Annotated in this window: 19 protein-coding genes; 12 read left to right on the forward strand and 7 right to left on the reverse strand. The window is 59.3% G+C overall.

Annotation, left to right across the window (positions count from 1 at the left end; translation table 11 throughout):
* Positions 1-2: 2 nt before the first annotated feature.
* The 4 genes from crcB to ftsK all read right to left on the reverse strand — a co-directional run bounded on the left by crcB (position 3) and on the right by ftsK (position 4,956).
* A complete protein-coding gene (gene crcB / locus AEQ63_RS12585; protein ID WP_016775261.1) occupies positions 3-377 on the reverse strand; it encodes a fluoride efflux transporter CrcB in 375 nt (124 codons plus the stop codon).
* Positions 377-1,699 carry a replication-associated recombination protein A gene (locus AEQ63_RS12590; protein ID WP_042609225.1) on the reverse strand — a complete coding sequence of 441 codons (1,323 nt, stop codon included), beginning with the start codon at positions 1,697-1,699 and terminating at the stop codon, positions 377-379. The genes crcB and AEQ63_RS12590 overlap by 1 nt, the downstream gene beginning before the upstream one ends.
* Positions 1,700-1,861: 162 nt before the next feature.
* Positions 1,862-2,482 carry an outer membrane lipoprotein chaperone LolA gene (lolA, locus tag AEQ63_RS12595; RefSeq protein WP_042609224.1) on the reverse strand — a complete coding sequence of 207 codons (621 nt, stop codon included), beginning with the start codon at positions 2,480-2,482 and terminating at the stop codon, positions 1,862-1,864.
* A 65-nt stretch (positions 2,483-2,547) separates the two neighbouring features.
* Complete coding sequence (ftsK, locus tag AEQ63_RS12600) at positions 2,548-4,956, reverse strand: DNA translocase FtsK (RefSeq protein ID WP_041477069.1); 2,409 nt, start codon at positions 4,954-4,956, stop codon at positions 2,548-2,550.
* 522 nt (positions 4,957-5,478) lie between these two features.
* Between ftsK and aat the strand changes: the two genes are divergently transcribed.
* From aat to infA, 3 genes are all read left to right on the forward strand, one after another.
* Positions 5,479-6,159 (forward strand): leucyl/phenylalanyl-tRNA--protein transferase, encoded by a 681-nt coding sequence (aat, locus tag AEQ63_RS12605; RefSeq protein ID WP_064363632.1) that lies wholly within the window; start codon positions 5,479-5,481, stop codon positions 6,157-6,159.
* A gap of 58 nt (positions 6,160-6,217) precedes the next feature.
* Complete coding sequence (locus AEQ63_RS12610) at positions 6,218-6,925, forward strand: arginyltransferase (protein ID WP_042609221.1); 708 nt, start codon at positions 6,218-6,220, stop codon at positions 6,923-6,925.
* A gap of 112 nt (positions 6,926-7,037) precedes the next feature.
* The gene (gene infA / locus AEQ63_RS12615; RefSeq protein ID WP_002553999.1) at positions 7,038-7,256 is read left to right on the forward strand and encodes a translation initiation factor IF-1; all 219 of its coding nucleotides are present in this window, start codon (positions 7,038-7,040) and stop codon (positions 7,254-7,256) included.
* A 739-nt stretch (positions 7,257-7,995) separates the two neighbouring features.
* On the opposite strand, the gene clpA is transcribed toward infA, so the two are convergent.
* Positions 7,996-10,266 (reverse strand): ATP-dependent Clp protease ATP-binding subunit ClpA, encoded by a 2,271-nt coding sequence (gene clpA, locus AEQ63_RS12620; RefSeq protein ID WP_016775266.1) that lies wholly within the window; start codon positions 10,264-10,266, stop codon positions 7,996-7,998.
* 30 nt (positions 10,267-10,296) lie between these two features.
* Positions 10,297-10,680 (reverse strand): ATP-dependent Clp protease adapter ClpS, encoded by a 384-nt coding sequence (gene clpS, locus AEQ63_RS12625; RefSeq protein ID WP_011334948.1) that lies wholly within the window; start codon positions 10,678-10,680, stop codon positions 10,297-10,299.
* A 224-nt stretch (positions 10,681-10,904) separates the two neighbouring features.
* Between clpS and AEQ63_RS12630 the strand changes: the two genes are divergently transcribed.
* Positions 10,905-11,210: a cold shock domain-containing protein gene (locus AEQ63_RS12630; protein WP_064363633.1), complete on the forward strand. Its 306-nt coding sequence runs from the start codon at positions 10,905-10,907 to the stop codon at positions 11,208-11,210.
* A gap of 82 nt (positions 11,211-11,292) precedes the next feature.
* Here AEQ63_RS12630 and icd read toward each other — a convergent pair whose 3' ends face one another.
* Positions 11,293-12,549: an NADP-dependent isocitrate dehydrogenase gene (gene icd, locus AEQ63_RS12635; protein WP_056788899.1), complete on the reverse strand. Its 1,257-nt coding sequence runs from the start codon at positions 12,547-12,549 to the stop codon at positions 11,293-11,295.
* Between the two features lie 481 nt (positions 12,550-13,030).
* On the opposite strand from icd, the gene AEQ63_RS12640 reads away from it, so the two are divergent.
* The 8 genes from AEQ63_RS12640 (at position 13,031) to AEQ63_RS12675 (ending at position 21,885) form a co-directional block, all read left to right on the forward strand.
* The gene (locus AEQ63_RS12640; protein ID WP_064363634.1) at positions 13,031-15,256 is read left to right on the forward strand and encodes an NADP-dependent isocitrate dehydrogenase; all 2,226 of its coding nucleotides are present in this window, start codon (positions 13,031-13,033) and stop codon (positions 15,254-15,256) included.
* A 197-nt stretch (positions 15,257-15,453) separates the two neighbouring features.
* Positions 15,454-15,900: an NUDIX hydrolase gene (locus tag AEQ63_RS12645; RefSeq protein WP_064363635.1), complete on the forward strand. Its 447-nt coding sequence runs from the start codon at positions 15,454-15,456 to the stop codon at positions 15,898-15,900.
* Between the two features lie 59 nt (positions 15,901-15,959).
* Positions 15,960-17,084, forward strand: coding sequence for a tRNA 2-thiouridine(34) synthase MnmA (gene mnmA / locus AEQ63_RS12650; protein WP_042609216.1), 1,125 nt, complete (start codon positions 15,960-15,962; stop codon positions 17,082-17,084).
* Positions 17,081-17,704 (forward strand): high frequency lysogenization protein HflD, encoded by a 624-nt coding sequence (hflD, locus tag AEQ63_RS12655; RefSeq protein WP_039763308.1) that lies wholly within the window; start codon positions 17,081-17,083, stop codon positions 17,702-17,704. The genes mnmA and hflD overlap by 4 nt, the downstream gene beginning before the upstream one ends.
* A gap of 126 nt (positions 17,705-17,830) precedes the next feature.
* Entirely contained in the window at positions 17,831-19,201 is a 1,371-nt protein-coding gene (purB, locus tag AEQ63_RS12660; RefSeq protein ID WP_003223822.1) for an adenylosuccinate lyase, read from the forward strand.
* Between the two features lie 86 nt (positions 19,202-19,287).
* A complete protein-coding gene (locus tag AEQ63_RS12665) occupies positions 19,288-20,457 on the forward strand; it encodes a ribosomal protein uL16 3-hydroxylase (protein ID WP_016775274.1) in 1,170 nt (389 codons plus the stop codon).
* On the forward strand, positions 20,450-20,875 hold the full coding sequence (locus AEQ63_RS12670; RefSeq protein ID WP_016775275.1) for a GNAT family N-acetyltransferase: 426 nt from the start codon (positions 20,450-20,452) through the stop codon (positions 20,873-20,875). Before AEQ63_RS12665 ends, AEQ63_RS12670 begins: the two co-directional genes overlap by 8 nt.
* A 248-nt stretch (positions 20,876-21,123) precedes the next feature.
* Complete coding sequence (locus AEQ63_RS12675) at positions 21,124-21,885, forward strand: secretin N-terminal domain-containing protein (RefSeq protein ID WP_042609214.1); 762 nt, start codon at positions 21,124-21,126, stop codon at positions 21,883-21,885.
* Positions 21,886-21,958 lie beyond the last annotated feature (73 nt).

Here is a 21,958-nt window from a genome sequence, read left to right on the forward strand (position 1 = left end):
TATCAAAGTTTGGTCAGGGACAGGCCAGCCCATGTTGCGAGCAGCCCGCCGAATACGCTCAGTGCCGCATAGCCGAGGGCCAGCAACACTTGCCCGCTTTCCAGCAGGCGCACCGTATCCAGTGAAAAGGATGAAAAAGTCGTCAGCCCCCCGAGGAAGCCGACCATCAACCCGGCACGCACCTCGATCGGCACTTCCGGGCGTATCAAAAACAGGCCATACAACACGCCAATCAACAGGCAGCCCACGATATTAACGGCCAGCGTCGCGGTATAGAAGTGCCGCGGCCAATTGGCGCTGACCCAATTGCCGGTGGCGAAGCGCAACAATGTGCCAGCGACGCCGCCGACCGACACTGCGAGGATCAATGGGACCACTACTTTCTCCGCTGCCGAGGGCTCAGACGATCGAGTTGAGCGAGGTGATTGAGCTTCTCGCCGATCTTCAACTCCAGGCCACGGGGCACTGGCTGATAGAACGGAATCGGCTCGAGCTCTTCCGGGAAATAGTCTTCGCCGGCGGCATAAGCGTCCGGCTCATCGTGTGCATAGCGGTACTCGTCGCCATAACCCAACTGCTTCATCAGCTTGGTTGGAGCATTGCGCAGGTGCAGCGGCACTTCCAGGGAGCCGTTTTCGGCCGCTGCGCGCAGGGCGGTCTTGAAACCCATGTACACCGCATTGCTTTTCGGTGCGCAGGCCAGATACGTGATGGCCTGGGCCACTGCCAATTCGCCTTCCGGGCTGCCAAGACGCTCCTGCACCTCCCATGCCGCCAGGCACAGGCTCAGCGCACGCGGGTCGGCATTGCCAATGTCTTCGCTGGCCATGCGCACCACGCGCCGCGCCAGATACAGCGGATCGCAACCGCCGTCGATCATCCGCGCAAACCAGTACAGCGCGCCGTCGGGATTGGAGCCGCGCACTGATTTGTGCAGCGCCGATATCTGGTCGTAAAACGCTTCGCCACCCTTGTCGAAACGCCGACGGGTGTCGCCGAGCAGGCTTTGCAGCAACTCGGTGCCGATCTCGCTGTTGTCTTCGGCCAGATCGGAGGCGTTCTCCAGCAGATTGAGCAGACGCCGGCCATCGCCATCGGCGGCGGACAGCAGCATCTGAAAACCTTCATCGCTCAGCGTCAGGTTGCGCTTGCCCAACCCGCGCTCTTCGGTCAGTGCGCGGTGCACCAGCTTGCGCAACGCCGCTTCGTCGAGGCTTTTCAACACATAGACCCGGGCACGCGACAGCAATGCGTTGTTCAGTTCGAAAGAAGGGTTTTCGGTGGTGGCGCCGATGAAGATCAGCGTGCCGTCTTCAACGTACGGCAGAAAGGCGTCCTGCTGCGACTTGTTGAAGCGGTGCACTTCGTCGACAAACAGGATCGTGCGCTTGCCGTACTGGCCGGCCTGCTGCTTGGCGATCTCAACCGCCTGACGGATCTCCTTGACCCCGGCGAGTACCGCCGAGACGGTTTCAAAGTGCGCATCGGAGACTTCCGCGAGCAACCGCGCCAGGGTGGTCTTACCCACGCCCGGTGGGCCCCAGAAGATCATCGAATGCAGCGCGCCCTGCTCCAGCGCCTCACGCAGAGGCTTGCCGCGAGCGAGCACGTGTTCCTGACCGACGTACTCATCCAGATTGGCCGCACGCAGACGCGCGGCCAAGGGTTGGGCAATCGGTGCACTGCGAAACAGATCCATCACGTAGCGTTGAAACCTCTGATTTTTTAAACCTGTGGCGAGAGAGCTTGCTCCCGTCGGGGCGCGAAGCAGCCCCGCTCTTCATTCAGAAGCGGGGCCTGCTGCGCAGTCCAGCGGGAGCAAGCTCCCTCGCCACAGTAGCTCCGACACGGAACCTGGCGTTTATTCCTGGATGACGTCGGCACCCTTGGGAATGTCGAATTTGAATTTGGATGCCGGCACCGCTTCGTTGGCCTTGACACCGGTAAACAGGATATTGGTGCGCTGGCCGACGCTGTCGATCAGTTGCATGTCATTGAGCAGACCGTTGCGGAAGGACAGGCGCAGATTGTCGAACAGGGTGTCCTTGGTCTTCGGCTTGAGGGTGAAGTCGATCACACCGCCCGCCTCTTTCGCGCTGATATCGAAGCTCTGGCTGATCTTCGAGACATCACCGGACAGCAGCAGCGCCGGGGTCTGGGTCAGACGCTCGTCGAGCTTCTTGATGGTTGCCTGTTCCAGGTCCGGGTCCCACAGGGTGACTTTCTTGCCATCGGAGACCATGGTCTGCTCGGCCGGCGCGTTGGTGTGCCAGTAGAACAGGCCCGGACGCTGCAGCGTCATGTTGCCGGTGGTTTCCTGCAACTGCGTACCGCCGCCGTCGAGGGTCAACTGGGAAAAATTTGCCGACAGGGTTTTCGATGTTTCCAGCAATTGAGTCAGGCGCGCCACGTCCTTTTCATCGGCGTGGGCCGTGAGCGTGGTCAGCGCCAGTACTGGCAACAGCATGCGGATAAGGCGCATTGGAGTCCTCTTGAATACGTGGGAGAGCGGGTGGCGCGTCATTGCGCCGCCCGAGTCATTGCGTTTCAGTCGCGTACCGGGCCCGGGGCCAGGACTTCACGCGAACCGTTGGTGTTCATTGACGTGACGACACCGGCCATTTCCATCGCCTCGATCATCCGCGCGGCGCGGTTGTAGCCGATCTTCAGCTTGCGCTGAACAGCGGAAATCGACGCGCGACGGCTTTCGAGGACGAACTGCACCGCTTCGTCATACAGCGCGTCGGCTTCCGGATCATCACCGTCGCCACCACCGCTACTGCCTTCAAAGCCGCTGCCCGCCTCTTCGACACCGTTGAGGATGTCGTCGTTGTATTCCGGCGCGCCGCGCAGTTTCCACGCCTCGACCACACGGTGAACCTCATCGTCGGAGACGAACGCGCCGTGCACCCGGATCGGCAAACTGGTACCCGGCGGCATGTAGAGCATGTCACCGTGACCCAGCAGTTGCTCGGCGCCACCCTGGTCGATGATGGTCCGCGAGTCGATCTTGCTCGACACCTGGAACGCCATGCGAGTCGGGATGTTGGCCTTGATCAGACCGGTGATCACGTCCACCGAAGGACGCTGGGTTGCGAGGATCAAGTGGATGCCCGCCGCACGCGCCTTCTGCGCGATACGCGCGATCAGTTCTTCAACCTTCTTGCCGACGATCATCATCATGTCGGCAAATTCGTCGACCACCACGACAATGGTCGGCAGTTTCTGCAGCAGCGGCGCTTCGTCGTGAATGCTTTCACGCTTGTACAGCGGATCGCTCAACGGCTCGCCTGCATCCTGGGCTTCCTTGACCTTGGCGTTGAAGCCGGACAGGTTACGCACGCCCATCTTCGCCATCAGCTTGTAGCGCCGCTCCATCTCGGCAACGCTCCAGCGCAAGGCGTTGGCGGCGTCCTTCATGTCGGTCACCACCGGGCACAACAAATGCGGAATGCCTTCGTAGATCGACAGCTCGAGCATTTTCGGGTCGATCATGATGAGCTTGGCGTCGTCCGGGCCGGACTTGAACAGGATCGACAGGATCATCGCGTTCACGCCCACGGACTTGCCGGAACCGGTGGTACCGGCCACCAAAAGGTGCGGCATCTTCGCCAGGTCAGTGATGACCGGCTTGCCACCGATGTCGTGACCGAGCGCCAGGGTGACCGGCGATTTGAAATTGTCGTACTCGGGCGTCGACAGCACTTCGGAGAAGCGCACGATCTGACGGTCTTCGTTGGGAATTTCGATACCGACGGTGGTCTTGCCCGGAATCACCTCGACCACCCGCACACTGGTCACCGCCAGGGAGCGTGCAAGGTCTTTCGCCAGGTTGGCGATGCGGCTGACTTTTACCCCAGCGGCAGGCTGGATCTCGTAACGGGTAATCACCGGGCCCGGATGAATCGAATCCACCGTGACTTCGACACCGAATTCCTTGAGCTTGATTTCCAGCAAGTGGCCGACGGCTGCCAGCGACTCAGGCGAATAGTTGAGTTGTTTCTTTTCCGCAGGATCAAGAATCGAGATCGGCGGCAAGGTGCCTTCCACCGCGCTGTCGACGAACAACGGCGCCTGTTTCTCTTTCTGCACGCGCTTGCTCGGCTCTGGCGCCTTGGCCGGTGCCGGCGCGATGACCGGAGGCACCTGCTTCTCGCGATCGGACATGTGCTTGCTCAGCGCTTGCTCGCGCTCGATCAGGCGCTCCTTGACCTTGGCCTGCTCACGCTTGTCGGTGACAGTGGGTGCGACCACATCATGTACGCGGTCATCGACCTCACGCAGTTGCGCCACCAGTTGCTTGCGCTCGGTGCGCGCCGACCACCAGCGGTTGAGCGCGCCCTGGAACAGTTCGAACAGATCAAGGGTGATCTTGCCGGTGACATCCATCACCTTGAACCACGACAGGTCGGTAAATACGGTCAGGCCGAAGAGGAACAGAGCGATGAACAGCAGGGTACTGCCCTGAATGTTCAGCGCATTTTTCGCCAGATCGCCAAGGCTTTCGCCCAAGGCCCCGCCAGCGCCAGCCGGCAGACCGGTCGCGGCATGGAAATGAATATGCGCCAGCGCAGCACCCGAGAGCACCAGGAATACCAGACCGATCAGGCGCCAGGAGAACAGCCAGCCGCTCCACTGCCACGGTTCGTGGCGTTGACGGAAGATCTGGTACGCCTTGACCGCCAGCAGCAGCGGAAAGATATAGGCGAAGTAACCGAGCACCATGAACAGGATATCGGCGCTGTACGAGCCTGCCGGGCCGCCGAAGTTCTGCACGTCGTCGATCTTGCTGTTATGACTCCAGCCCGGATCGTCCTTGCCGTAAGTCAGCAAAGCCATCATCAGGAACAGGCACAAGGCGCCAATGGCGATCAATGCACCTTCCTTGAGCCGGTAGTGCAGCTGTTGGCGCCAGAGCGGAACGACTGTTTTGGGTGCTTCGGTGGTCTTCTTCAAAACGCTTCTTTTCCTGCGCCCGAGGCGCGTCCATCTATTGAATGACGATAAAAAACTGCCCGATCCAGGCAGGTAAAAAGGTGAAAAGCTCAACTGAGACTACTTTTAACACTGTGCCACTGGTTTTATAAACACAGCCATAAACACTCCGCACAGCGAAAAGCCCGTCACAACCCGGCATTGTACGGGTTTGTGCGCCCGACGCCATGCTTGAGCGCTCAGCCTTGAGCATAGCCAAACGCATGGGAATCGCGTTGCAATTGGAGCATGCATTGTCTTGCGTGACAAAGGCTTATGAGCTGTATTTGATGAACGTAGCGAGGCTGGTCAGATATGGCGGACAGAAATGCTAAGCAGGCATCGATACGGTGACGCTTACGACCACGGGCGACACATCAAGTTGCAGCTCGACAGTCATCGCCCCCGACATCTGTGCAGGACATCGGCGCCGTTTCGCGGCAAACTCTTTCGCGGGGCTGCGCGCCCTCCTGATCGCCCTCCCCTTCTGCAAGCCTGGATGCCATGCTGACTTGGTTACAACGTAATTCCCTGACCTTTCCGCCCCTGGAAAAAGCCATGCGCGAGCCAAACGGACTGCTCGCCGCCGGTGGCGATCTCTCCGCTGACCGGCTGATCCAGGCCTATCGCCACGGCTGTTTTCCCTGGTTCTCCGAGGGCCAACCGATTCTCTGGTGGTCGCCGGATCCGCGCACCGTGCTGTTTCCCGACGAACTGCACATCTCGCGCAGTCTCGGCAAGTTACTGCGCAAGCAACGCTATCAAGTGACCTTCGATCAGGATTTCGCCGCCGTCATCCAGGCCTGCGCTGCGCCCCGTGATTACGCCGATGGCACCTGGATCACTGAAGCCATGCAGGATGCCTACGTCGAACTGCATCGGCGCAGTTTCGCTCACTCGGTTGAAGTCTGGGCCGATGGACAACTGGTTGGCGGCCTGTATGGCTTGGCGATGGGTCGATTGTTTTTTGGCGAGTCGATGTTCAGCCGCGCCGACAACGCTTCCAAGTACGGCTTCGCCACCCTGGTGCAGCATTTGAAAGCCGCCGGCTTTGTCCTGATCGACTGCCAGATGCCGACCGATCACCTTCACAGCCTCGGTGCACGGTCGATTCCGCGCAGGGAATTCGCCGACTATCTGCAGCGTCATCTCGATCAACCGAATTCGGCGACCTGGGTTTGCTGAGCGACTTTTGCGCAGGTGGCTTACACTTAATCCACCAGCTTATCCCGAGGGTTGATTCATGACCGAGTTGGCGCGTTTGAAGTTCTATGCCACTCAGCCCCACTCTTGCAGTTATCTGCCCGAGGAGCAGGCCACGACGCTGTTTCTCGACCCGAGTCAGCCCATGGATGTGCACGTCTACGCAGATCTGTCGGAAATGGGCTTTCGTCGCAGCGGCGATCACCTGTACCGGCCGCATTGCCAGAATTGCAATGCGTGCGTGCCTGCGCGCATTCCTTCGGCCCAGTTCATTGCCAACCGCCAGCAAAAGCGAATCTACAAACGCAACGCCGATTTGCAAGTGCAGCCAGTCAAACCGCAGTTCAGTGAAGAATACTTCGACCTGTACCAGCGCTACATCGAACAGCGTCATGCCGACGGCGACATGTACCCGCCGAGCCGTGATCAGTTCTCGACTTTCCTGGTACGTGATCTGCCCTTCTCGCGCTTCTACGAGTTCCGACTCGACGGACGGCTGCTCGCGGTGGCGGTCACCGACCTGCTGCCAAACGGTCTGTCGGCGGTGTACACCTTCTACGAACCGAACGAAGAACGGCGCAGCCTCGGTCGTTACGCGATCCTCTGGCAAATCGCCGAGAGCCAGCGCTTGGGCCTTGAGGCGGTGTACCTGGGTTACTGGATCAAGAACTGCAAAAAGATGAACTACAAGACGCAATATCGGCCCATTGAATTGCTGATCAATCAGCGCTGGGTCGTCCTGAACTAAACCCACGGCCTAAACCCCTTGGCGTAAACCCCATTTTTCGGGCACAATGCACGCCGCTTTTGCCTGGCGCAGTTGCACCGGGCCATTCATTGGATACCGAGGGCTTTACTGCATGTCGAAAGAAGACAGCTTCGAAATGGAAGGCACTGTCGTCGACACCCTGCCCAACACCATGTTTCGTGTGGAGTTGGAAAATGGGCACGTCGTAACCGCGCATATTTCCGGCAAGATGCGCAAGAACTACATTCGTATTCTTACCGGTGACAAAGTGCGCGTCGAGCTGACGCCCTATGATTTGAGCAAAGGGCGGATCACTTACCGCGCTCGTTAATCAAGTCAATACAGAACGCCCGGGTTATGCCGGGCGTTTTTGTATCTGCGCTTTATTGGTTTGTGTGTATATCCATTTTTTCGGGTGCGGCCGCTGGCGGTTTCGCTCTTACAGCGAGTCACCTTTTCCAAACGCCAAAAAGGTAACCCAAAAGGCTTTGCCCCAGCGTTCGGCCCGCTCGCTGGGGCTCGGGGTTCCTTCGTTACGGGATCGATCCCGTAACGAAGCCTGCCAAAGGGGCAAAAGATCAAAAGCCGGATCAAGAGCCCCTCACCCTAGCCCTCTCCCAGAGGGAGAGGGGACTGACCGCGGTGTTTAGGCGAGGTACGCCGACGTGAGATACCGAGTTGAATGCAGGTTTTGAACACCACACAAATCGGCCCCCTCTCCCTCGGGAGAGGGCTGGGGTGAGGGGCGAATCCAACGCAGATCCAAAGCAGACCACACGCTTTTCACCACTCAACAATGAGCGTTAGCTCGAGTGCTTTTGATCTTGATCCACGGGCGACGTCGGAAGGCTGAGCGGATCGATCCCGCAGCGAAGGAACCCGAGCCTGCGAGGGCCTAACGCAGGAGCAAGCGTTTTTTTGCTTACTTTTTTAGGCGTTTGTAAAAAATGTGAGTCGCCGTCAGGGCGAAACCCTAAGCAGCCGTAACCGCAGCAACGGATATTCACCCAAAACCCCCAAACGACAAACAGCAAAAAGGCGCCCGAAGGCGCCCTCTTGATACACGACCGTCAGGCCATTTCCGCAGTAGTCTCGAAGTCAAACGTCAACTCCCCGTCCTTGATGTCGATGTGCACCACACCGCCATGCTCGGCCAGTTCGCCAAACAGAATCTCCTCCGCCAACGGACGCTTGATCTTGTCCTGAATCAGACGCGCCATCGGACGTGCGCCCATTGCCGAATCGTAACCACCGGCCGCCAGCCAGCTGCGCGCCGCATCGGTAACCTCGAGCAACACGCGCTTGTCTTCCAGCTGCGCCTGCAGTTCGGTGAGGAACTTGTCCACCACGCTTTTGATGACCTCATGGCTGAGGCGACCAAACTGGATAATGGTGTCCAGACGGTTACGGAATTCCGGCGTAAAGCTCTTCTTAATCACTTCCATCGCATCGGACGAGTGATCCTGATGGGTGAAACCGATCGAAGCCCGCGCGGCCGTTTCGGCACCGGCGTTGGTGGTCATGATCACGATCACGTTGCGGAAGTCCGCCTTGCGCCCGTTGTTATCGGTCAGCGTGCCGTGGTCCATGACCTGCAACAGCAGGTTGAAGACTTCCGGATGCGCCTTCTCGATTTCATCGAGCAGCAATACGCAGTGCGGCTGCTTGGTAATCGCCTCGGTCAACAGACCGCCCTGATCGAATCCGACATAGCCTGGAGGTGCACCGATCAGACGCGATACGGTGTGACGCTCCATGTACTCGGACATGTCGAAGCGAACCAGTTCGATCCCCAACGCTTTGGCCAGTTGCCGCGCAGCCTCGGTTTTACCGACACCGGTAGGCCCTGCGAACAGGAACGAACCGACTGGCTTGTCAGGCGACTTGAGCCCGGCGCGGGACAGCTTGATCGCGGTCGACAGCGAGTCGATCGCCGCGTCCTGACCAAACACGGTCAGCTTCAGGTCACGCTCCAGATTACGCAGCAGCTCCTTGTCGGAACTGGTGACGTGCTTAGGCGGAATCCGCGCGATCTTCGCAACGATGTCTTCGACCTGTGGCACTTCGATTCGCTTGACGCGCATCTCCACCGGTTGCAGACGCTGATAGGCGCCCGCCTCGTCGATCACGTCGATGGCCTTGTCCGGCATGTGCCGGTCATTGATGTAGCGCGACGCCAGTTCGGCAGCGGCACGCAACGACTCGTCGCTGTACTCGATGTTGTGATGCTGCTCGAAACGCCCTTTCAGGCCACGCAGGATACCGATGGTGTCTTCCACCGACGGCTCGACGACATCGACCTTCTGGAAACGACGCGCCAAGGCACGGTCCTTCTCGAAGATGCCGCGAAATTCCTGAAACGTAGTCGAACCGATGCAGCGAATGTCGCCAGACGACAGCAGCGGCTTGAGCAGGTTGGACGCATCCATCACGCCACCGGAGGCAGCACCCGCACCAATGATGGTGTGGATCTCGTCGATGAACAGGATCGCCTGCGGACGTTTCTTCAGCTCATTGAGCAGCGCCTTGAAACGCTTCTCGAAATCACCGCGATACTTGGTGCCCGCGAGCAGAGCGCCGAGATCGAGGGAATAAACAACCGCATTGGCCAGCAGATCCGGCACCTGGTTGTCGACGATGCGCTTGGCCAGACCTTCGGCAATCGCGGTTTTACCCACGCCTGCTTCGCCCACCAGCAGCGGGTTGTTCTTGCGCCGGCGCGCGAGAATCTGCGCGACACGCTCGACTTCCGATTCGCGGCCGACCAACGGATCGATGCGACCCTGGCGCGCGAGTTCGTTGAGGTTGCTGGCATAAGCATCCAGAGGATTGCCTGAAGAAGAAGACTCACCGCCCTCGTCGTCCTGCATATCTTGTTCACCTTCAGAGTGATCGCCGTGCCCCGGTACTTTGGAAATGCCGTGGGCGATGTAGTTGACGACATCGATGCGCGCAACGCTCTGCTGTTTCAGCAGGAACACTGCCTGACTCTCTTGCTCACTGAAGATGGCGACCAGCACGTTGGCGCCGGTCACTTCGCGTTTGCCCGAGCTCTGTACGTGAAAAACAGCACGCTGCAGGACACGCTGGAAGCCCAGGGTTGGCTGGGTCTCACGATCCTCGTCATGCACGGGGATCAATGGCGTGGTGGAGTCGATGAACTCCTGCAGATCATGCTTGAGTTTGTCGAGGTTTGCGCCGCAGGCACGCAAAACGGTGGCGGCAGCCTCATTATCCAATAGGGCCAGCAGGAGATGTTCGACGGTCATGAACTCATGACGCTTCGAACGAGCCTCCTTGAAGGCTAGATTGAGGGTGACTTCGAGCTCGCGGTTTAACATAGCTTCACCTCATACCCAAGTGGTCGGCGATTAACCGTCCTTCTCGATTTCACAGAGTAGCGGATGCTGGCTTTCCCTGGCGTACTGGTTGACCTGCATGGCCTTTGTCTCGGCGATGTCGCGGGTAAACACTCCACATACTGCCCGGCCTTCTGTATGGACGGCCAGCATGACCTTGGTCGCCAGCTCGCGATTCAGGTTAAAAAACACCTCGAGCACTTCGACGACGAAATCCATCGGTGTGTAGTCATCATTGAACAAAACCACCTTGTACATCGGCGGCGCCTGTAACGCGGGCTTTGCTTCCTGAACAGCAACGCCTGCCGAATCGTCGTCGTGCTCCTGTGGAAGATCCTTTTGGAGAAGCGGGCGATCCTGATTGAATGTTAGTCGAATCTGGCTGATTGCATGCATGGAAAAAAAGGTTCGTCAGTTGTGCGAATACAGTGGTGGGGGCGGTTGCACACGTTTTCAACTACGACTGCCCGGTCACCTTGACTATCGGGAAAACGGTGTTACAACCAATAGAGCCCACAGTGGGTAAAAAAGATCCGCGGAGTCAATTCTTTTATCGAATTCGATTGCGGATGTCGTGGATGATACTCCAGCGATGGAGTCTGTTGCAGAGGGATTTGAGCATGGCTGTCGGCAAGGTGAAATGGTTCAACAATGCCAAGGGATTCGGCTTTATCAATACCGACTCCCGGGAAGGCCGCGATGAGGATGGCAAGGACATTGATTTCTTCGCCCACTACTCGGCCATCCTGATGGACGGGTACAAGACGCTGAAAGCGGGCCAGACGGTGAAATTCGAGATCGTGCAAGGTCCGAAGGGCCTGCATGCGGTAGCCATTGAATCCGTAATCATCGAACCATCCACCGCTTCTGAAACTGCCGCTGTCGGCGCAGCTGCCGCTGCCGCAACTGCCAAGGCGATGAGCTGACTGATTCCTGCCTGAATACGCTGAGAAAAAAACCGCCTGACTCAACCCATCGAGTCAGGCGGTTTTCATGTGCCTGTAACTTTTACATATGCGAAATCAACGCATCCCCGAACCCCGAAGACGAAACCAGCTTGGCCCCATCCATCAAACGCTCGAAATCATAAGTAACAGTCTTCGCCCCGATCGCACCGTTGGTGCCCTTGATGATCAGGTCCGCCGCTTCAGTCCAGCCCATGTGACGCAACATCATCTCGGCCGAGAGAATCAGCGAGCCCGGGTTGACCTGGTCCTTGCCGGCATATTTCGGCGCGGTACCGTGGGTCGCTTCGAACATCGCCACGGTGTCGGAAAGGTTGGCACCCGGCGCGATGCCGATACCGCCCACTTCCGCCGCCAGGGCATCTGACAGGTAATCACCGTTGAGGTTGAGAGTGGCGATCACATCGTACTCGGCCGGGCGCAGCAGGATCTGCTGGAGCATGGCGTCGGCGATGGCGTCCTTGACCACAACGTTCTTGCCGGTTTTCGGGTTCTTGAACTGCATCCACGGGCCGCCATCGAGCAGGGTCGCGCCGAACTCTTCGGCCGCCACCTCGTAGGCCCATTCCTTGAAGGCACCTTCGGTGAACTTCATGATGTTGCCTTTGTGCACGATGGTCAGCGAGTCGCGGTCATTGTCGACCACGTATTGCAGGGCCTTGCGCGCCAGGCGCCTGGTGCCTTCGCGGGATACAGGCTTGACGCCGATGCCGCAGTTTTCGTCGAAACGGATCTTGGTGACGCCCATTTCTTCTTTAAGGAATTTGATTACCTTGGTGGCTTCCGGCGAACCGGCCTTCCACTCGATGCCGGCATAAATGTCTTCGGAGTTCTCGCGGAAGATGGTCATGTCGACATCGCCGGGCTTTTTCACCGGGCTTGGCACGCCTTCGAACCAGCGCACCGGGCGCAGGCAGACGTACAGGTCGAGTTGCTGACGCAGGGCCACGTTCAGCGAGCGGATGCCGCCACCGACCGGGGTGGTCAGCGGGCCTTTGATGGAGACTACGTAATCCTTGACGGCGTCGAGGGTTTCCTGCGGCAGCCAGGTGTCCTGATCGTAAACCTGGGTGGCTTTTTCGCCAGCGTAGACTTCCATCCAGGAAATCTTGCGCTTGCCGCCGTAGGCCTTTTCAACAGCAGCATCGACAACCTTGATCATCACCGGACTGATGTCGACACCAATACCGTCACCTTCGATGAAGGGGATGATCGGGTTATCAGGAACATTGAGAGAATGGTCTGCATTGACGGTGATTTTGTCGCCGACGGCTGGAACCTGAATCTTCTTGTAACCCATGCTGAACTCCATTGTTTGGATTGAACATCTGGCTTGCTTCGAGCGTAACCCAGTTGAATCAACACGCAAACCCTATGTTCCGCCACCCCGCACATCTCGTTTCGTACAAGCCTGAAAGCAAAGGGAAAAGCGCCAAACTCCAGCATTCGTAACGAGTCTTTGCCCGGCGCCGCCCTGCGACCTTTAGACCAATGGACGAGAATCGTTGCATATGAACCATCGGCAGATTGCCAGCTACCTATGTATAATGCCGCCCGCTGACCACAGGGTCACGACGGCTGGCCTCTCTAGCACGAGACTTTCCGCCTGATTGGTCGGGTTGTTACCGCAGCCTGACTGCTTGACGCTCTACTGATGCACCCAACATCACCGCGAAGAATCTCGACATTCGGTTCATGGATGACTTTGAACGAACGCGCTTACCCGGCGCCCCTCGAGTTTCTGCGCACGCTTTAGCAAAGAAGAGAGAGTTAATCCGAATATGCCCACCCGCTCGAAGATCATCTATACCTTCACCGACGAAGCTCCTGCCCTCGCCACCTATTCCCTGCTGCCGATCATCGAGGCTTACACCGCCTCGGCCGATATCGCCGTGGAAACCCGCGATATCTCTCTTGCAGCGCGCATCCTGGCAAGCTTCCCCGAGCAACTGGGCGACAAAGCCGTAGCCGACCACCTCGCCGAACTGGGCGACCTGGCCGTTACGCCTGAAGCCAACATCATCAAGCTGCCGAACATCAGTGCATCGGTGCCACAGCTGCAAGCCGCGATCAAAGAATTGCAGGCACAGGGCTACAACCTGCCGGATTACCCGGAAACCGTGATCAGCGACGCCGACAAAGACGCCAAGGCGCGCTACGACAAGGTCAAGGGCAGCGCCGTGAACCCGGTTCTGCGTGAAGGCAACTCCGACCGCCGCGCTCCGCTGTCGGTGAAGAACTACGCGCGCAAGCACCCGCACAAAATGGGCGCCTGGGCCAAGGACTCCAAGTCTCACGTCGCTCACATGAGCACCGGCGATTTCTACGGCAGCGAAAAAGCTGTCCTGATCGACGCCGCTGACGCAGTGAAGATCGAGCTGGTCGCCAAGGACGGTAGCGCTACCGTTCTGAAAGAGAAAACCACCGTTCAGGCTGGCGAGATCCTCGACTGCGCCGTAATGAGCAAAAACGCTCTGCGCGCGTTCATCGCTGCCGAGATCGAAAGCGCCAAGGCTCAGGGCGTACTGCTCTCGGTGCACTTGAAAGCAACCATGATGAAGGTTTCCGACCCGATCATGTTCGGCCAGATCGTTGCCGAGTTCTATAAAGACGCACTGACCAAACACGCTGACGTGCTGAACCAGATCGGCTTCAACCTGAACAACGGCATCGGCGATCTGTACGCGCGCATCAAGGCCCTGCCGGCCGAGCAGCAAGCGCAGATCGAAGCGGATATCGCCGCGGTCTACGCCGTTCGTCCATCGCTGGCGATGGTCAACTCCGACAAAGGCATCACCAACCTGCACGTGCCGAGCGACGTCATCGTCGACGCCTCGATGCCGGCGATGATCCGTGACTCCGGCAAAATGTGGGGCACCGATGGTCAGCTGCACGACACCAAGGCAGTTATCCCGGATCGCTGCTACGCGACCATCTACCAGGCCGTGATCGAAGACTGCAAAACCAATGGCGCTTTCGATCCGACCACCATGGGCAGCGTGCCAAACGTCGGCCTGATGGCGAAGAAAGCCGAAGAGTACGGCTCCCACGACAAGACCTTCCAGATCAAGGCTGACGGCGTCGTTCGCGTCACCGACAGCAAAGGCAAGCTGCTGATGGAACAGGCTGTCGAAGCCGGCGACATCTTCCGCATGTGCCAGACCAAGGACGCGCCGATCCAGGACTGGGTCAAACTGGCCGTCAACCGTGCTCGCGCGAGCAGCACGCCGGCGATCTTCTGGCTCGACCCGATGCGCGCTCACGATGGCGTGGTGATCGAGAAGGTTCAGGCATATCTGAAGGATCACGACACCAGCGGTCTGGACATTCAGATCATGGCCCCGGTCGATGCGATGAAGTACACCCTGCAGCGCACCCGCGAAGGCAAGGACACCATTTCGGTGACCGGCAACGTACTGCGCGACTACCTGACCGACCTGTTCCCGATCATGGAACTGGGCACCAGCGCCAAGATGCTGTCGATCGTGCCGCTGATGAACGGCGGTGGTCTGTTCGAAACCGGCGCCGGCGGCTCGGCTCCGAAGCACGTGCAGCAACTGGTTGAAGAAAACTTCCTGCGCTGGGATTCGCTGGGTGAGTTCCTCGCCCTCGCCGCTTCCCTCGAGCATCTGGGCGTGAACTACAACAACCCGAAAGCGCTGGTGCTGTCGAAAACTCTGGACCAGGCCACTGGCCAGTTCCTCGACAACAACAAGTCGCCATCGCGCAAAGTCGGCAACATCGACAACCGCGGCAGCCACTTCTACCTGGCGATGTACTGGGCTCAGGCCCTGGCCGCCCAGACTGAAGACGCTGCACTGCAAGCGCAGTTCGCGACTCTGGCCAAAACCCTGACCGAGAACGAAGCGACCATCGTTGCCGAGCTCAACGCCGTTCAGGGCAAGCCAGTCGACATCGGCGGTTACTACCACGCCGACGCCGAGCTGATCAGCAAGGCCATGCGCCCAAGCGAAACCTTCAACAAAGCGATCGCTGCGCTGGTTTAAGGTTGTAATGCGGTAAACAGACCCCGGCCTTGTGCCGGGGTTTGTGTTTCCGAACACAACACAAATCCCCTGTAGGAGTGAGCCTGCTCGCGATAGCGGTATACCATTCAACATTGATGGTGACTGACCCGACGCTATCGCGAGCAGGCTCACTCCTACAGGTGATTGGGTTTCAACCAATAGATTGAGGATGACTTATGGAATGGCTCCCCCACATCACCGTCGCCACCATCGTCGAGGACAATGGCCGCTTTCTGATGGTCGAAGAACACAAAGGCGGCCGTAACGTGCTCAACCAGCCCGCCGGCCATCTCGATCCGGATGAAACCCTGATCGACGCGGCCATTCGCGAAACCCTCGAAGAAACCGGCTGGGACGTCGAACCCACTGGGGTGATCGGCATTTATCTGTACACCGCACCGAGCAACGGCGTGACTTACCAGCGTGTCTGCTTCAGCGCCAAAGCCGTGCAGCACCACCCGGATTACCAGCTAGACGACGGGATCATCGGCGCCAAGTGGCTGACCCGCGACGAATTAATCGCCCAGCGCGACAACTGGCGCAGTGAGCTGATCATCCGTTGCATCGACGATTATCTGGCCGGCCATCACTTCAGCCTCGAGCTGATCCGCCCTTCTCTTTAGCCTTGCGGCCGCGAGCCTGATAGAATCGCGCCCTTTTCCAAGACACTCATTGAATCCATATGCGTGATCCAGCCCCTTCTGACACATCCAAGAAGCGCGTCATTGTCGGCATGTCCGGCGGCGTGGACTCTTCCGTTTCCGCCCTTCTGCTGATCGAGCAGGGTTATGAAGTGGAAGGCCTGTTCATGAAGAACTGGGAAGAAGACGACGGAACGGAATACTGCACCGCCATGGACGACCTGGCGGATGCGCAGGCTGTCTGCGACAAGATCGGCATCAAGTTGCACACCGCCAACTTCGCTGCCGAGTACTGGGACAACGTGTTCGAGCACTTCCTCGCCGAATACAAGGCCGGGCGCACGCCGAACCCGGACATCCTGTGTAACCGCGAGATCAAGTTCAAAGCGTTCCTCGACTACGCAATGATGCTCGGCGCCGACCTGATCGCCACCGGCCACTACGTGCGCCGCCGCGACATCGACGGTCGCACCGAGCTGCTCAAGGGGCTCGATCCGAACAAGGATCAGAGCTACTTCCTGCACGCCGTTGGCGGCGAACAGATTGCCAAGACCCTGTTCCCGGTCGGCGAACTGGAAAAGCCTGAAGTCCGCGCGATTGCCGAGAAATACGAACTGGCCACCGCCAAGAAGAAGGATTCCACCGGGATCTGCTTCATCGGCGAGCGGCGCTTCAGCGATTTCCTCAAGCAATACCTGCCGGCGCAACCGGGCGAGATCAAAACCACCGAAGGCGATGTCATCGGCCGTCATCACGGCTTGATGTACCACACCATCGGCCAGCGTCAGGGTCTGGGCATCGGCGGTTTGAAAGATGCCGGCGACGAGCCGTGGTACGTGCTGCGCAAGGACCTGGAGACCAACGAGCTGATCGTCGGTCAGGGCAACAACCATCCGTGGTTGTTTTCCAGCGCCCTGCTCGCTTCGGAAATCTATTGGGTCAACCCGATCGACCTGAGCCAGCCGCTGCGCCTGACGGCGAAAGTGCGTTATCGCCAGAGCGATCAGGCCTGCACCCTGGAAAAAACCGCCAGCGGCTACCGCGCCGTGTTCGACGAGCCGCAGCGCGCGGTGACGCCGGGCCAATCGGTGGTGTTCTATGACGGTGAGATCTGCCTCGGCGGCGGCGTGATCGAAGTGGCCGAGCCGTGGAGCGGCCAGGCATGAGCCCGACTCAGGAGCAACTGACGGCGCTGGGCGGCGTGTTTCTCGCCGCCGTGCTGGTGGACCGTATCGCCAAGACCGGCCAGACCAACGAGGCCGGCCTGAGCTGCATGCTCGGCAGCCTGTTGGTGCGGGATCCGAAAGACACGCTGGACGTCTACGGTGGCGATGACATCAATCTGCGCGAGGGTTACCGCGCGCTGATCGGCGCTTTGGAGCGCGATCCGAGCACCTTGCAGCGCGAGCCGCTGCGCTACGCCCTGTCGATGCTCGGGCTGGAGCGACAACTGGCCAAGCGTGACGACATGCTCGAGACGATCGCCAAGCGCCTGCCGCAGATTCAGTCGCAGGTCGAGCATTTTGGCCCGGCTCATGAAAACGTCGTCGCCGCTTGCGGTGCGTTGTATCAGGACACGTTGAGCACCCTGCGCCAGCGCATTCAGGTGCACGGCGACATGCGCAACCTGCAGCAGCCGAGCAATGCCTCGAAGATCCGCGCCCTGCTCCTCGCCGGTATCCGCTCGGCGCGCCTGTGGCGACAGCTCGGCGGTCATCGCTGGCAGTTGGTGATCAGCCGCCGCAAGTTGCTCAAAGAGCTTTATCCGTTGATGCGCAGCGAATAAACGCCGCGTCATGAAGGCTTTGTAGTCTGTAACGCGTAATACGCCGGTCAGTTGGCGACGGACCGGCGGATTTTTTCATGTATGATACGCGCCCCATTTCGTTGCCCGACTGTCCGAGAACACCCCATGCAGCTCTCTTCGCTCACTGCGGTTTCCCCTGTTGACGGCCGCTACGCCGGCAAAACCCAGGCCCTGCGCCCGATTTTCAGCGAGTACGGCCTGATCCGTGCCCGCGTTCTGGTTGAAGTGCGCTGGCTCCAGCGCCTGGCCGCCCACGCTGGCATCCCTGAAGTGCCGGCCTTCTCCGCCGAGGCCAACGCCGTTCTCAACGAACTGGCGGAAAACTTCTCGCTGGAGCACGCCGAGCGCGTCAAAGAGATCGAGCGCACCACCAACCACGACGTCAAAGCGATCGAATATCTGCTCAAGGAGCAGGCGGCCAAGCTGCCGGAACTGGCCAAGGTCAGCGAGTTCATCCACTTTGCCTGCACCAGCGAAGACATCAACAACCTGTCCCACGCGCTGATGCTGCGCGAAGGCCGTGACGACGTGATGCTGCCGCTGATGCGCCAGACCGCCAACGCCATCCGCGAACTGGCGATCCGTTTCGCCGACGTGCCGATGCTGTCGCGCACCCACGGCCAGCCCGCTTCGCCGACCACTCTGGGCAAAGAACTGGCCAACGTGGTTTACCGTCTCGAGCGGCAGATCGCGCAGGTCGCTGCCGTGCCGCTGCTGGGCAAGATCAACGGCGCCGTCGGCAACTACAACGCACACCTTTCGGCCTACCCGCAGATCGACTGGGAAGCCAACGCCCGCGCCTTCATCGAAGACGAACTGGGCCTGGGCTTCAACCCGTACACCACGCAGATCGAACCGCACGACTACATCGCCGAGCTGTTCGACGCGATCGCGCGCTTCAATACCATCCTGATCGACTTCGACCGTGACATCTGGGGCTACATCTCCCTGGGTTATTTCAAGCAGCGCACCATCGCTGGCGAAATCGGTTCGTCGACCATGCCGCACAAGGTCAACCCGATCGACTTCGAAAACTCCGAAGGCAACCTGGGTATCGCCAACGCACTGTTCCAGCACTTGGCGAGCAAACTGCCGATCTCCCGCTGGCAGCGCGACCTGACCGACTCCACCGTCCTGCGCAACCTCGGTGTCGGCTTCGCCCACAGCGTGATCGCTTACGAAGCCAGCCTCAAAGGCATCAGCAAGCTGGAGCTCAACGAGCAGAAGATTGCTGCTGATCTCGACGCTTGCTGGGAAGTATTGGCCGAGCCGATCCAGACCGTGATGCGTCGCTACAACATCGAAAACCCGTACGAAAAGCTGAAAGAACTGACCCGCGGCAAGGGCATCAGCCCTGAAGCGCTGCAGACTTTCATCGATGGCCTGGACATGCCAGCCGAAGCCAAAGCCGAGCTCAAGCAACTGACCCCGGCCAACTACATCGGCAACGCAGTGGCACAAGCCAAACGCATCTGATCGACCGTTTGCCCCGTTTGAGACGCCCGGCCGCGCCGGGCGTTTTTATTCCCGTCTGAAAAGTGCTTTTTTTCAATAGGTTACATATGAATTCCGATATTCCTCTTCAACTTCTGGGCGGCCTCACTGCACGCGAGTTCCTGCGTGACTACTGGCAGAAAAAACCGCTGCTGATCCGTCAGGCGATTCCTGATTTCGAAAGCCCGATCGACGCCGACGAACTGGCCGGTCTGGCCCTGGAAGAAGAAGTCGAATCGCGCCTGGTGATCGAACATGGCGAGCGCCCATGGGAACTGCGCCGCGGCCCGTTCGCTGAAGACGAATTCAGCAAACTGCCGGAAAAAGAGTGGACCCTGCTGGTGCAAGCAGTCGACCAATTCGTGCCGGAAGTCAGCGAGCTGCTCGAGAACTTTCGCTTCCTGCCGAGCTGGCGCGTCGACGATGTGATGATCAGCTTTGCCGCCCCGGGTGGCAGCGTCGGTCCGCACTTCGACAACTACGACGTATTCCTGCTGCAGGGCCACGGCAAGCGCAACTGGAAAATCGGCCAGATGTGCGATTCCGAAAGCCCGCTGCTGCAACACGCCGACCTGCGCATCCTCGCCGAATTCCACGAGACCGAAGAGTGGGTGCTGGAGCCGGGGGACATGCTCTACCTGCCGCCGCGTCTGGCCCATTGCGGTGTCGCAGTCGACAACTGCATGACCTACTCGGTCGGCTTCCGCGCCCCAAGCGCCGCTGAAGTGCTGACCCACTTCACCGACTTCCTCAGCCAGTTCCTGACCGACGAAGAGCGCTACACCGATGCCGACGCCAAGCCGGCGGTCGATCCGCACCAGATTCAACATGACGCGCTGGATCGCCTGAAAAGCCTGCTTGCCGAGCACATGAGCGACGAGCGTCTGCTGCTGACCTGGTTCGGCCAGTACATGACTGAGCCGCGCTACCCGGAGCTGGTTGTTGGCCCGGAGGACGTCGAAGAAGAAGACTTCCTCGCCGCCCTCCAGGACGGCGCCGTGCTGATCCGCAACCCGAGCGCGCGCCTGGCCTGGTCGGAAGTCGACGACGATCTGCTGCTGTTCGCCAGCGGCCAGAGCCGTTACCTGCCGGGCAAGCTGCGCGAGCTGCTGAAGCTGATCTGCGCCGCTGACGCCCTGCACGCCGATAACCTCGGCGAGTGGCTGAGCGATGAAGACGGTCGCAGCCTGCTCTGCGAACTGGTCAAGCAAGGGAGCCTGGGGTTCGCTGATGAATAAAATTCGCGTTCGTGTCGCAGACTGGCAGAAGGATATCGCCGAGATCCGGCGCATTCGTGAAACGGTGTTCATCGCCGAACAATCGGTACCGCCCGAGCTTGAGTGGGACGCGGATGACGCGACCGCTGTGCATTTTCTGGCATTTGAAGGCGACTTCCCCATCGGTACGGCCCGCTTGCTGCCTGACGGGCACATCGGCCGCGTCTCGGTGCTGAAAGACTGGCGCGGGATGAAGGTCGGTGACGCGCTGATGCAGGCGGTCATCGCCGAGGCCGAAGCGCGCGGCCTGAAGCAACAAAAGCTCAGCGCTCAGGTGCAGGCCACGGCGTTCTATGAACGCCTGGGCTTCAGCCTGGTCAGCGAGGAGTTTCTCGAGGCCGGGATACCGCATGTCGACATGGTTCGGCATTCGGCCTGAGCAGCACTGATCAAACCCTGTGGCGAGGGGGCTTGCTCCCGCCGGGCTGCGCAGCAGACCCTGCTTTGGATTTCAACAGCAAGGCCGCTTCGCGCCCCAGCGGGAGCAAGCTCCCTCGCCACAACATCATCTCCTGACGCCCCGGCATTCAACGATGCCGGGGCGTTTTGCTAACTACGATTCAACTTGCCCCACCCCGGGCCGACAAACTGGCAATATCAAGCCTTTCGAACGCGGAGATAACGGACATGTCCCTACGCACCCTGCTCACCACCCTGCTGCTCGGCTGCAGTTTTTCGGTGCTGGCAGCCACAGAAATCGTCCCTCTCAAATACCACACAAGCGCCGACATGCTGCCGGTGGCGCAGGACTTCATCGGTCAGGACGGTCAGGTCAGCGCTTACGGCAACCAACTGATCGTCAAGGCCGAGCCGGGCAAGATTCAAGAACTGAAGGATTTGCTTGCACAACTCGACACCGCGCCCAAGCGCTTGCTGATCACCGTCGACACCAACGAAAACAATGGCCGTGGCGACGAAGGTTATTCAGTCAACGGCGCCCAGCCGAACCAGACCCGGATCATCAGTCGCAGCACCACCAGCCGCAACGGCGGCGTCCAGCAAGTGCAGACCAGTGAAGGCACTCCGGCGCTGATCCAGGTCGGCCAGAGTGTGCCGATCACCAACACCCAGAGCGATTCCTACGGCGGTTACAGCAGCGAGACTCAATACCGCAACGTCACCCAGGGTTTCTACGTCACCGCCAGCGTCACCGGCGAGACCGTTCATCTGGCGATCAGTACCAACCGTGACCGCATGAGCCAGGAACGTCCCGATGTAGTGAACGTTCAGAGTACCGACACAACCGTCACCGGACGCCTCGGTGAGTGGATCACCCTCGCCGGCGTCAACAGCCAGACTCAGGCCGACAAACAGGGCCTGACCCGCAGCTACTCGACTCAAGGTCGCGATGACATGACTCTGCGGGTCAAAGTCGACGCACTGGACTAAAGCACCGAAAACTGACTGATTAGTCGTATCAGACTAAAGATGTAGTGCTTTAAAAAAAGCACTACAAAACGTT

The organism is Pseudomonas sp. RIT-PI-o (assembly GCF_001297215.1).
Lineage (GTDB): Bacteria > Pseudomonadota > Gammaproteobacteria > Pseudomonadales > Pseudomonadaceae > Aquipseudomonas > Aquipseudomonas moraviensis_A.

Bases quoted from the DNA above. Each gene is read 5' to 3' on its own strand.
- AEQ63_RS12590 (WP_042609225.1), bottom strand. From the start codon at position 1,699: ATGGATCTGTTTCGCAGTGCACCGATTGCCCAACCCTTGGCCGCGCGT.
- lolA (WP_042609224.1), bottom strand. From the start codon at position 2,482: ATGCGCCTTATCCGCATGCTGTTGCCAGTACTGGCGCTGACCACGCTC.
- aat (WP_064363632.1), top strand. From the start codon at position 5,479: ATGCTGACTTGGTTACAACGTAATTCCCTGACCTTTCCGCCCCTGGAA.
- AEQ63_RS12610 (WP_042609221.1), top strand. From the start codon at position 6,218: ATGACCGAGTTGGCGCGTTTGAAGTTCTATGCCACTCAGCCCCACTCT.
- infA (WP_002553999.1), top strand. From the start codon at position 7,038: ATGTCGAAAGAAGACAGCTTCGAAATGGAAGGCACTGTCGTCGACACC.
- clpA (WP_016775266.1), bottom strand. From the start codon at position 10,266: ATGTTAAACCGCGAGCTCGAAGTCACCCTCAATCTAGCCTTCAAGGAG.
- clpS (WP_011334948.1), bottom strand. From the start codon at position 10,680: ATGCATGCAATCAGCCAGATTCGACTAACATTCAATCAGGATCGCCCG.
- AEQ63_RS12630 (WP_064363633.1), top strand. From the start codon at position 10,905: ATGGCTGTCGGCAAGGTGAAATGGTTCAACAATGCCAAGGGATTCGGC.
- icd (WP_056788899.1), bottom strand. From the start codon at position 12,549: ATGGGTTACAAGAAGATTCAGGTTCCAGCCGTCGGCGACAAAATCACC.
- AEQ63_RS12640 (WP_064363634.1), top strand. From the start codon at position 13,031: ATGCCCACCCGCTCGAAGATCATCTATACCTTCACCGACGAAGCTCCT.
- AEQ63_RS12645 (WP_064363635.1), top strand. From the start codon at position 15,454: ATGGAATGGCTCCCCCACATCACCGTCGCCACCATCGTCGAGGACAAT.
- mnmA (WP_042609216.1), top strand. From the start codon at position 15,960: ATGCGTGATCCAGCCCCTTCTGACACATCCAAGAAGCGCGTCATTGTC.
- hflD (WP_039763308.1), top strand. From the start codon at position 17,081: ATGAGCCCGACTCAGGAGCAACTGACGGCGCTGGGCGGCGTGTTTCTC.
- purB (WP_003223822.1), top strand. From the start codon at position 17,831: ATGCAGCTCTCTTCGCTCACTGCGGTTTCCCCTGTTGACGGCCGCTAC.
- AEQ63_RS12665 (WP_016775274.1), top strand. From the start codon at position 19,288: ATGAATTCCGATATTCCTCTTCAACTTCTGGGCGGCCTCACTGCACGC.
- AEQ63_RS12670 (WP_016775275.1), top strand. From the start codon at position 20,450: ATGAATAAAATTCGCGTTCGTGTCGCAGACTGGCAGAAGGATATCGCC.
- AEQ63_RS12675 (WP_042609214.1), top strand. From the start codon at position 21,124: ATGTCCCTACGCACCCTGCTCACCACCCTGCTGCTCGGCTGCAGTTTT.